Source organism: Streptomyces sp. NPDC127068, from assembly GCF_042724695.1.
In the GTDB taxonomy this organism is placed as follows: domain Bacteria; phylum Actinomycetota; class Actinomycetes; order Streptomycetales; family Streptomycetaceae; genus Streptomyces.
In genome coordinates this window covers 36,024-47,177 of sequence record NZ_JBHXEN010000016.1, presented here as the reverse complement: position 1 = coordinate 47,177, position 11,154 = coordinate 36,024, and the positions used below count along the sequence as shown (strand labels likewise).

At 71.3% G+C, this 11,154-nt stretch carries 5 protein-coding genes and 2 pseudogenes; 2 read left to right on the top strand and 5 right to left on the bottom strand.

Annotated features, from left to right (window positions below; all coding sequences use genetic code 11):
* Positions 1-865 precede the first annotated feature (865 nt).
* Positions 866-1,873 (bottom strand): 3-oxoacyl-ACP synthase III family protein, encoded by a 1,008-nt coding sequence (locus ACFWIA_RS12580; RefSeq protein ID WP_387003122.1) that lies wholly within the window; start codon positions 1,871-1,873, stop codon positions 866-868.
* Between the two features lie 399 nt (positions 1,874-2,272).
* On the opposite strand from ACFWIA_RS12580, the gene ACFWIA_RS12575 reads away from it, so the two are divergent.
* On the top strand, positions 2,273-3,448 hold the full coding sequence (locus ACFWIA_RS12575; RefSeq protein WP_387003120.1) for an acyl-CoA dehydrogenase family protein: 1,176 nt from the start codon (positions 2,273-2,275) through the stop codon (positions 3,446-3,448).
* Positions 3,449-4,791: 1,343 nt separating this feature from the next.
* On the top strand, positions 4,792-5,592 hold the full coding sequence (locus ACFWIA_RS12570; RefSeq protein WP_387003118.1) for a 3-oxoacyl-[acyl-carrier-protein] synthase III C-terminal domain-containing protein: 801 nt from the start codon (positions 4,792-4,794) through the stop codon (positions 5,590-5,592).
* A 192-nt stretch (positions 5,593-5,784) separates the two neighbouring features.
* Here ACFWIA_RS12570 and ACFWIA_RS12565 read toward each other — a convergent pair whose 3' ends face one another.
* The 4 genes and pseudogenes from ACFWIA_RS12565 to ACFWIA_RS12550 all read right to left on the bottom strand — a co-directional run bounded on the left by ACFWIA_RS12565 (position 5,785) and on the right by ACFWIA_RS12550 (position 10,750).
* Positions 5,785-6,201: a hypothetical protein gene (locus ACFWIA_RS12565; RefSeq protein ID WP_387003116.1), complete on the bottom strand. Its 417-nt coding sequence runs from the start codon at positions 6,199-6,201 to the stop codon at positions 5,785-5,787.
* A gap of 664 nt (positions 6,202-6,865) precedes the next feature.
* A pseudogene (locus tag ACFWIA_RS12560) lies at positions 6,866-8,044 on the bottom strand (SufS family cysteine desulfurase).
* A gap of 220 nt (positions 8,045-8,264) precedes the next feature.
* Positions 8,265-9,546 (bottom strand): annotated as a pseudogene (locus tag ACFWIA_RS12555) (family 2B encapsulin nanocompartment shell protein).
* A gap of 187 nt (positions 9,547-9,733) precedes the next feature.
* Positions 9,734-10,750 carry an amidase family protein gene (locus ACFWIA_RS12550; protein ID WP_387003114.1) on the bottom strand — a complete coding sequence of 339 codons (1,017 nt, stop codon included), beginning with the start codon at positions 10,748-10,750 and terminating at the stop codon, positions 9,734-9,736.
* Between the last annotated feature and the right edge of the window lie 404 nt (positions 10,751-11,154).

The following is an 11,154-nucleotide window of genomic DNA, read 5'->3' as shown; positions in this document are numbered from 1 at the left end:
AGGAAGACGGCTGGATCGAATCTGGTGGCATCGTCGCCGCGGCCGGCTTGACCAGCGACCCGGGCCTCGGCCTCGCCCTCCTCCGGCGGTGAGCCCGGGAACAGGCCCGGCCGCACCCTCACATAGACCACCGGAGGTTCAGCGGCGCCGCCACATTAGCGACAGCCCGACGGCGGACACCCCTCCGATCGGCACCAGCGACAGCCGCCCCTCGGCAGATCGGTAGAGTGGCAGCGAAACTCCCCGAAGGCTCCACTGCCGTGGGTGATCCGGTGGATGGCGTCAGCGCCGTCGAGGTGGCAGCGACGGTTGCAGGCGGTCACTTTGCCGACGGCGGAGGCCCAGGGCGGGCCGACTTCTAGCGCCACAGAGACGTTGCGCTGTGGGGTGTAGACGATGACCTCCCGGGCTTGGATGCGACAGGTCAGATCCCGCCAGACCGAGTTCACATGAGGAGACGTGTGTCGATCATCCGGTCTCTCGGCGGAGTCTTCATCCGGGTGTTGCCGTTCGGCGATGTGGGCCCTGTACACGACCTCGGGGATCCACTGGTGCCCGGACCTGTCCGGGCCGCCCGAGCCACGGGGCCTCACCCGTCGCCGACGCACTCACTGCGTAGCGAGCACTCCGCGCGAGTGAGTCTCGTGCAGCGGCACGACGGACCGCCGCTCTGCCCCGGTGCGCACCCACACTGGGGAAACCCGGACCACGACGATCAGCTCGGATGATGAGTCGGGCGATCCCCGGCGGAGGAGCGCGACGGCGTGACAGCACCGCGCACTGATGGCTACCGTTCCCCTGGAGGCCGTCGACCATCGGGTGGCTGGAGGGTGTTGGTGGGCCCCCGCGGCTCAGGGGCGGGGGCTCAGATCCACCGTTGGATCGCCCCCGCCCAGTTGATGCCCGCGCCGACCGCGACGGTCAGGACGTTGGCACCGGAGGCGACGCGGCCGTCGTCACGGGCGACCGCCAGCGCCAGGGGGATCGACGCGGCACCGGTGTTGCCGTGCCGGTCCGCCGTGACGACCACGCGTTCACGGGCCACCCCCATCTCGGGAATGATCTCCTGCAGCATCTGGACGTTGGCCTGGTGCGGGACGACGAGGTCGACGCGGTCGAAGGTGATCCCGCTGCCGCGCACGAGGTCGTGGACGACCGCAGGAAAGATCCGGTGGGCGTGTTCCCGTATCTCGCGGCCGTCCAGGTGGGCGTAGAAGTTCTTTCCCGCCTCCACCAGGTCGGCCGGGGTGGCGGGCCTGCCCATGGCGTCGAGGCTGATGTTCGCGAGATCGGCCAGGGAGCCGTCGGACCCCTGCGTGGTGTGTAGCAGACCCCGGCCGGCGGGCGCGGGGCCCAGGACGGCCGCTCCAGCGCCGTCACCGAAGAGGACGCCGGTCGAGCGGACGCCGGGCTTGAGGTAGGGCGAGAAGGAATCGGCCCCCACCACCAAGGCAAGCCCCTGGCCACCGGAACCAGTCAGGACGTCGCGGGCCATCCTCAGCGCGAACAGGAATCCGGCGCAGGCGCCCCCCACGTCGACGGCCCACGCCCGACGCGCTCCCACTTGATGCTGCACGCGGCAGGCCGTTCCGCTCGACATCTCGCCCGAGGTGCTGGTCGACACGGCCAGGAACTCGATGTCCGCCGCGTCCACCTCTGCGTCCCGCAACGCCCGTTCGGCGGCGCGCGCGGCCAAGTGGTGCGTGCTTTCGTCCGGGTCGGCGTAGTGCCGCAGCACTATCCCGGTCCGGTCCTCGATCCACTGTGCCGTCACGCCGTACTGGTCGGCGATCTCCTCATTGGCGACAACGCGTTCCGGCAGATAGACACCGAGCCCGATGATCCCACAGCCCGCTGACGACGTGACTCTCATGATCGCCCCTTTCGCCCGGTGTCCTCGCGGACGTGTGTGGCTCGTCTGGCGCGCATCAGGGGTGGGGCCCGTGCCGGTGCGCTGTTGCCCGTCAGACGGTTGCCCCTCCGCCCCGCGCGGTCGTCGGACGGTGGAGCGACCGGCCCCGGGCCGACGTGGTCCAGTGACGGATCGGGGGCGGAAGCCTTGCCGGGTCGGCCTCGCTGGGCGTGGTCGCCAGTCCGTTCGTGCACGACGTATCCATTTTGATGAGGCGGGACCCGTTCCGCATCTCAGGAGCCCCGGTCGCCGGAAGGAGTGACGGCGCGCCGGGTGTGGCCGGGATCGTCGGAGAGTCCGACGTGGGAAGGTGAGCCCGTCAGGCGAGGCACGGTCATCCACCGGAGGGAAAGCGAGCACATGCACGAGCCACCGACGCCGGGGGACGCCTGCGGCCGGTACACCCTCCCGGACACGCACATCCGGCTGAGGGAGCGCGTCCGGACCCTGGCCGCCACCCGGATCGCGCCGTTCGCTGCCTCCGTCGACGCCGGGGGGCGCTTCCCCCACGAGGCCCTCGATGCCCTCGTCTCGGCGGACCTCCACGCCGTCCATGTGCCCCGGACCTTCGGCGGCCCGGGGGCGGACTCGCTCTCCGTCATCCTGGTAGTCGAGGAGATCGCCCGTGTCTGTGCCGCCTCTGCCCTTCTTCCGGGGGTCAACCGGGTGGGTTCCCTGCCCCTCTTGCTTGCCGGCTCCGAGCGGCTCAAACGACGCTACCTGCCGCAAATCGCCTCGGGAGAGGCGATGATCTCCTTCTGTCTCTCCGAGACGAACGCGGGCTCGGACGCGCTCGCCATGGAGACCACCGCGGTGCGCGCGGGCGACTCGTACGTCCTCGATGGTGTCAAGCGCTGGGTCATCAACGGCGGTGTGTCCGAGTACTACGTGGTGATGGCCGTCACCGCCCCGAGGGAGAGGGGCAGGGGGATCTCGGCCTTCCTGGTGGATCGGAGCGATCCCGGTGTCTCCTTCCGGGAGTTGGCCCCGAAGATGGGGGTGCGGGGAACACCGACCCCCGAGCTCCGCCTGGACGGGGTACGGGTCCCCGCCGACCGGATGATCGGGGCCGAAGGTACCGGTTTCGCGACGGCTATGGCCACCATGGACCACAACCGCGTCACTGCCGCTGCCCAGGCCCTCGGTATCGCGCAGGGCGCCCTCGACCACGTCAAGGACACCCTGCGTGAGCGCCGGCGGTCCGGTGGCCCGGGCGCGGGCCAGGTGGTCCGAATCTGGCTCGCGGACCTGGCCATGAGGATCGAGGCGGCCCGTCAGCTGACCTACGCGGCTGCCGCCAGATCCGCGCGTGCCGCCGCCGATCTCACCTTCTTCGGCGCCGCGGCCAAGTGCCTCGCCTCCGACACGGCCATGAAGGTCACCACCGACGCTGTCCAACTCCTCGGTGACGAGGGCTACAGCGGGACCCATCCCCTGGAGCGCATGATGCGTGACGCGAAGGTGATCCAGATCTACGACGGCACCAATCAGATCCAGCGGATCGTCATGGCGCGGCACGTCCTCGGCCGACGCTGACCGGCTGCCGGGAGCCGGCAGTGGGTTAGCCGGGTAGCCGGGGCCGCCTCCGTCCGGATGGAGGCGGCCCGTCGGCGCGCGCTGACGTCGAAGACTCTGTGGTCGCCCGCCGGACGGAACCGGGCCCGGAGGAAACGCAGCCGCGCCGGTTCGTAGGTGAACTCCATTCCCCGGATGATCCGTTCCCCGCCGGCGTAGCAGCTGACCAGCCGCATGCCGACGCGGAGCACCTCCAGAGCGTACGGCCGAGCCGCGCTCATGGCCGCCACCGGGCGCCCAGCACCCTGCGCGATTCGGTATCGCTCGTGGATGACGGGCGGCGGAACCGTCGCCGCGGGGCGGCCATGCCGACGACGACCAAGGCGCATGGCGCGCGGTGGCACCCGAAGACCAGCGGCAGGCCGTCTCCAGTGTGAAGCGGCCGATGGGCCTGCGGGGCCCGGGCTCCTCGTGGGATCTCCGCCCGGGCCTCCTCGGCGACCGGGCGCGTCGACGATCCACGAGCGGAGAGCACCTCGGCACCCTGGAAGTGTTGAGGCGCGGTCTCACCGAGCGGACTCCGTCGATCGCCCGCTGGAGGGCCTGACCGAGGAACAGCCCCTCCCCGATCACGGCCAGCGCTCCCTCCGGGACGCGCGCCGGCCCGAGTCACCCGCGCACAGTACTCGCGAAAGCGTGGGGAGCGGCGGCGGCCAGGCGCAGGGAATCCGGTGACGTGATATCGCGTCGGACCTCACTCGATCACGTGAATCGCGGCAGACCCAAGACTAGGGGGCTACTCCCTCGGGTACCGGTTTCCCATCGATACCGCGACGACCTCGATCGATGGCGAACAGGGCGGCATCGGCGCGATGCTCGACGGCCTCGGCCCGGGCGGCCGGTCCCGGTCGAAAGCTGGAAAACCCTCATCGGGGAGTTTCACGCCTCGGACAACCGTGAGACATCAGAAAATCGAATCAGGACCGAAAGACCCCACTGCAAGGGAACCGACGTGGGAGGGTCTCGTTCGCGGGACGCGGTCGACCCCGGCACCACCCACGCGCGGCAGGGACTCCGGCCCGAGGAGGACGACCCCGGTCCGCGTCCGCCGAGGAGATCCCCGTATCGCCCCGTCACCCCAGTGGACTTCCGCCCGTGCTCTCCGGTGCCCTGAGGCCCGGGACAGACGGTGAGGTGAGGCCATGACCGGCACCCGCGTACACACCACGGTCCGTTCCGTGGCGGCCTACCACCCCCCACGGCACCGCTGGGCGCGTACCGCCGGGACCGCTGACCAGGGGACCGGTCCCCGCACCGATAGCCGGCTTCGGCACCGCGTACGGGGAAGGGAATCCCTGGAGTCCATGGGGGCGCGGGCCGCGGAACTGGCTGCCGTGAGGGCCGGGCTGGGGACGCGTGGCATCGACTGCGTGGTGGCCGTCACCACGAGCCGCCTCGCTGGCGACGGCCCGCTCGCCGGGCTCATCGCCGAGCGGTTGCCTGGCGGGTGCCGGGGCTCGTTGGACGTCGACGTCGAGTCCGCGGGGTTCTGCGCGGCCCTCGAACTGGCCCGCTATCTCATCATCGGGGGATCCTTTCGAAGGGTCGCCGTCGTTGGGGTGGAACGCGCGCGCGGCGTCGTCGACGGCCGGAGCAGTCGGGTTCCCTTCACCGGGGGCGCCGGAGCCGCCGTGGTGACCGACGCGCCCGAGCCCGGCATCGGCACCGTGGCCTGGGGCGGTGACAGGTCTCGACCACGTCCCTTCGCCCCAGCGCCCGCGACCGGTTCGGCCAGCCCCCTCGTGGACTCCGGTACGCCGCGCGCGCAGGACCCCGAGGCGTACCGCTGGTTGCTGGAGGCCCTGCTAGGCGTGGCCCGTACCGCTCTGAGGCGTGCTGGTGTCACCCCCGCCGACCTCGCCGCCTTCATCCCCCATCAGTCCAACGACCGTGTCCTCTCCGCCCTGGTGACCGCGCTGGGGTTGCCCGCGCACGTCGTCGTCGCTCCGGGTGCCGCGCGTATCGGCAACACCTCGGCCGTGTCCATCCCCATGGCCATGGACACCCTGCTGAAGGAAACTCCCCGCGTGTCAGGAGGACTCGCTCTGCTGCTCGGCTACGGCGCCGGTGTGGAGTACGCCGCACAAGTCATCCGGCTGCCCTGAGCGTGTCGGTCCGAAGACCTGATGGCCCACGAGCAACGGACAGCCGACTGCCGCTGACAGCGCGGCGCGGTCGTGGGTGCCAACCGCGTGGCTCCTCGCCTGGCCACGCGTCACGGCGGCGGGGACGGGACGTTCCCGGTCGGACCGTTCGGAGGGCGGGGCGGAGGGAGGGAAGCGCGCCGCATGCGCTCGTCACGGTTGTTCACCCGGGCCGTTCGGGCTGGCCGCGACGTGATCGGTGGACGGCCCGGACGGGTGCGGGAAGACGGTTTCGGTGCCCTGGGCGGACCGTACGGCGCTCAGACACCGCGGTACTCCGGCGTTGGCGGCGGCGCGCCGCAGTATGCGGACGATGTGGGAGAACGAGATCCCGGCGCCCCCCACCACCACGTCGCGCGGCCCGCCCCCGGCACCGGGTCGGCCGGGCGGCACCGGTGCGATCCGCTCGCCTCCGCCGGGTACCGGCTGGTGACACCGATCGCCGTGGTCGACGGTCCGCGCCCCGGTCGGTGCCGGGTCGCTGGAGAACGAGGCGACGAACGCCTCCACGCTCCCCTTGCCGCCCAGTTCGTACATCGTCTTGAGGCCGCGTTCAGCACCTCGGTCCACGACACCTCCTCAAGGGCCGGCCCGTCGGTCATGAACCGATGGTCGTCAATGTCGGAATGCGTGCACAGGCGCGAGAGCTGGTGGTCTGGGGCACTGCCCCGTGAGCGAGTGCGCTGCCCCGCGCGTGTGCCGCCGTACACGCCGACCGTACGGGCGCGCGGAGTGCAGGGGGCTCAGGAAGAGGGCCGGGGCGGTTCGCCGTGAGGAGCGTGGCCCCGGTCCCTGGGACCGGTCCGTGGTCCGCAGTGCCGGATCCGGTGGAGATCCGCATGGATCTGCCGGTCTTCGCGCGTCGCGGCCTCCGAACGTCGACACCGCGCCGCGGCGGTTGGAGAGGACTGCGGGGTGCCCGGCCGTTTCGCGCCGGCCGTGTCAGATGGCAGGTCTCCGACGGATTCCGCTCGGTGCGTCGTCGTCCGCCGCTGATGGGTTCGAGGCGGATGGGCGTCATCCGCTCCGCCCGATCGCCTTGAAGCGCGCCGATGCCGCTTGTGGTGATCAGGACGGGGCGCCGGGAGCTGGGCGGCCCCGCGCGGGTGAGCGAAGTCGACTTCGGAACGGAGCCGGTCAGGGTTGCCGCCCAGGCACGTCAGCGGTTGGCCGGCTGTCTCGGGGCCGACGCTGGGCAGGGCGACGAGGCTCGGGCCGCCGGGGTTGCGGGCCCTCACCGGCGTGCCTTCGGCCCGAGCTCGCGGTGGGGAGCCGGGTTGGACCGAACGAGAGCGGTGACGGCGCCGATGAGGGCGTCGACGTCGGACCGGGTGCTGTAGAGCGCGAGGGAGGGCCGTACCACGTTGTCGAGACCGAAGTGGCGTAGGGCCGGTTGGGCGCAGTGGTGGCCGGAGCGGACGGCGATGCCCCGCTGGCCGAGCGCGGTGGCGACGGCATCGGGCGTGACGCCGTCCACCAGGAAGGGGACGGCGCCCACCCGGTGCCTCGGGTTCCCCACCAGCCTGACCCCGTCGACGGAGGCGAGCCGTTCGGCGAGAAGGTCGGTGAGGCGCTCCTCGTGGGCCGCCGCCGCCTCGCGGTCCAGCGACCGCAGGTAGTCGACGGCTGCCCGCAGTCCGACGGCACCGGCGATGTGGCCGGTACCCGCCTCGAAGCGCTGCGGCACGGGTGCGTACGAGGTGTGCTCGAAGGAGACGGACTCGATCATGCCACCGCCGGTCTGCCACGGTGCCATGGTGTTGAGCAGTTCCGCGCGGGCGTACAGCGCGCCGATGCCGGTGGGGGCGAACATCTTGTGGCCGGACAGGACGTAGAAGTCCGCGCCGAGCCGCCGTACGTCAACGGGGAACCGGCCCACCGCCTGCGTACCGTCGACCAGCACCAGCGCACCGTGCCTGTGGGCCGCCTCGGCCATGTCCGCCACCGGCAGCACCGTCCCGAAGACGTTGGAGACCTGGGTGAGGGCGACGAGCCGGGTGCGGGGACCCAGGAGGCGCCGATAGGCGTCCTGGTCGAGCTGTCCCAGGGAATCCAGCGGCGCAACGCGCAGGACCGCGCCGCGCTCCCTGGCGAGCACCTACCAGGGGACGATGTTGGAGTGGTGCTCCAGGGCCGTCAGCACGATCTCGTCGCCGGCGCTCAGGGCCGTGCGCCCCCAGCTGTGGGCGACCAGATTGATGCCCTCGGTGGCCCCTCGTACGAAGATGATCTCGCCCGCTTCGGCCGCGCCGAGGAAGCCGGCGACGGAAGCCCGGGCCGACTCGTACTCCTCCGTGGCGGCGACGGCCAGGGGGTGTGCGCCGCGGTGCACATTGGAGTTGCAGGTGGTGTAGAAGCGGCTCACCGAATCGATGACCTGTCGGGGCTTCTGCGTGGTGGCCGCGTTGTCCATCCAGATGAGCCGCTGTCCTGCGGCGCTCCGGCCCAGGATGGGGAAGTCGGTGCGCGCTGCCTCGGGGGAGAACCCCGGGAGCCTCAGCCCCCCGCCCCGGGCTCCGGGGCGGTCCTGCGGTGACCGTGGGAACGATGCAGACGCGAACGGAGCCCAGCGTGAGACGGCGTGTGCGGCGCGAAGCCAGTAGCGTCCGCTGCCGAACGCGGCACCGGGGCCGTCAGTCGCCATGGTAGTGGTCCACCTCGACGTCATTGAGGACCGCGAGGGCGTCATCGACCAGGACCGCGGTGGAGAAGTAGGAGGTGACCAAGTGGGAGGCCACGCCCTGGTGATCGGTGCCCATGGGTGAGACGGTGACGCCGGGTTCCCGCTGGTGGGGAAGGTTCGCCGGTCGCAGACCGATCACCCCCTGCTCCTCCTCCCCGACGCGCATCAGCAGGATGCGGGTCCTCTCGCCGTGCGCGCCCTCCAGCGGGATCTTGTCGGTGGGGAAGAGGGGCACGCCGCGCCAAGTGACGAATGAGCTGCCGAACGCCTCCAGGACCGCGGGCGGCACCCCCCGGCGGGTGCACTCGCGGCCGAAGGCGGCGATGGCCCGGGGATGCGCGAGGAAGAACGCGGGCTTCTTCCAGACCCGGGTGAGCAACTCGTCCAGATCGTCCGGGCCGGGGGGCCCGTTGCGTCGGAGGCACATGGTGCAGCAGTCCGAAGTCCGGGTTGTTGAGCATCTCATGTTCTTGCTGCTCCCGGACGGACTCCACGGTCAGTCGGAGTTGCTGTTCGAGTTGGTCCATGGGGAAGTTGAAGACGTCGCTGACCCGGGAGTGGACCCTCAAGACTGTCTGGGCGACTTGGAGTTCGTACTCGCGGGGGTTCTCCTCGTAGTCGACGAAGGTCGGCGGCAGAGGTGTCTCTCCCTGATGGCCGGCGGCGATGTCCGGACCGCCCCGGTCGCCGGGGTCGGGAGCGGTCGTCTGGAACGCCGCGACGGCACGGCCCAGGGCCGCTTCCCGGGTGATGAGTTCGAGCAGTCGGCCGTGTTCGATGCCGAGCAAGGTACAGGGAGTGAGGGCGATGACGCGGTACGGGACGTCCTCGCCGCGCAACCAGGCGCCGGCGTCGAAGTGATCGCCCGCGGTGAGCAGCCCCGGCGAGGCCGCGCGGCCGAGCGGCTCGTCGCGGCGTTTCTCGGCCTTTCCGTGGGCCAGGACACGGAAGCGGTCCTGCGTACCCGGCTCCAGGATCGTTTGCCCGGCGGCGACGGTCTCCTGGACGAACAGGTCCGCGATCCCGCTGAGGAGATCCACTCCGAGGTCCCGTAGGAAGGGCAGTTCCCGCAGCTCCTCCGGGACGATTCGGGCCTGCTCGCCGACGAAGTAGGTGGTGATGCGGCCGTCACCGACCACCGCGCTCAAACACCGGTTGACACGCAGGAATCCGGACTCCAGATCGGTCCAGGGCAGCAGCCGCAGGAGCCATCGGGGGGTGATCGACGCCATCTGGGGGATGGTCTTGGTGGTGGTGGTCAGCGTTCTGGCGGATGTGACGCTCAGACTCAGCTGATTCGGCTGGCTCAAGGCGGACCCCTTCCACGGATGACGGACGGGACACGGGCCCCGGATTCTCATGCCTCTCGATGGGAGGCTAGTAAGGCGGATTCCTTTACCCCGTGGGAATTCGCTCCGGTCAGCTGATCGGTTGATCTTTCGTGCGCGTGTCCGGAGAATGTCGCGGCGTCAAGGCCGTTTCGGGCAGCGGGACTTCGCAACCCCGCAGTACCTCGCTGGCCGAGGGTGCGCCGGGGTGCTCCGCGAGGTAGCCGCCGAGGGCGGAGCAAGTCTCGTACGCGGGCACCAGAGTCGCGCTGCGCAGGACGTCGGACCAGACGACATCGGACCACGACTCCTCCACCAGGTACCAGCCCGCGGCCCGCAGCCGCTCGCAGGCGACCCGGCAGACCCGTTCGACCTGCGGATCGAGATCCGCCCACAAGGGGGCGGGCAGCACGGCGCGGAGCGGGTGCGGGACGCGGGCGCCGAAGGGGCGAGGGGGTGCTCCCGCGAGGACCCCGTCGAGCAGCCGCACACCGGGGACGCTGCGGGCCATGACACCGACCGTGTACCGGGTGAGGGAGACGCGCACCACCCCTGCGGTCGGATAGCGGCCTGTTGTGGGGCGGTACCCGATGATTCCGCAGAGCGCCGCCGGGATGCGTACCGAGCCCCCGGTGTCGGTACCCAGCCCTGCGGGCACGAGGTGAGCGGCCACGGCTGAGGCGGTCCCCGAACTGCTGCCGCCCGCCAGATGGTCCGGTGAGTGGGGATCGAGCGCCGCGGGTCCCAGCGCGTGCTGCCCGGTCGTTCCGTAGGCGAGTTCGTGTAGCGCGGTCTTCCCCGCCAGCACGCCGCCGGTCCGCGCACAGCGCTCCCAGACGTGGCTGGACCGGCGCGGAACGTGCCCCAGCAGAGCCGGGGTGCCGGCCGTGGTGGGTGCTCCGGCCACGTCGATGTTGTCCTTCACCGCCAGGAGGGCGCCGGACAGCACCCCGTCGCGCCCCGTGTGCGCGGCGGGAGCGTGGAGCACTTCTTGGCGGCTGCGCGCGGTGGGACGGGCGGCCCGTGGGCGGGGCCTCCTCCTCACCGTGAGCCGGTCGGCACCCAGTGACGACAGGACGACGCGGTGCGCGGACGGGGAGTCGGCCATCGGGGGCTCCCGGGCGCCAATGCGTGTGGTGGCCGCTGTCAGGACCCGCCGTGAACAGGGCCAGACCTGGGTCGACGCGTACGCGGCAACCGGGTCGGTGCCCCCAAGCCAGTTGGCCCCCGGGAATCCACGGTGTCGACCTCGACGCCTTCCGGGAACGGTCCGCTGCACCGGAAGCTGCCTTCGGCCTGGCCGGTTCCCCCCGGGGAGCAGGACGACCAGACGCAGTGGGCCGGGTCCACATCGTCGTGGCCTGCGAGGGGCGGAGCGTACGCCTTCACCCCTTCGGTTGATCAGCCGCGGAAGCGGTTCCGCGGTGGTCGCGCGCTTGACAGGGTGCTGTCGCGGGCAAGGTGCCCGGGCGCTCCGGAGGAGGCAGACCGCGGGCGTCGCTGGCCGGAGGG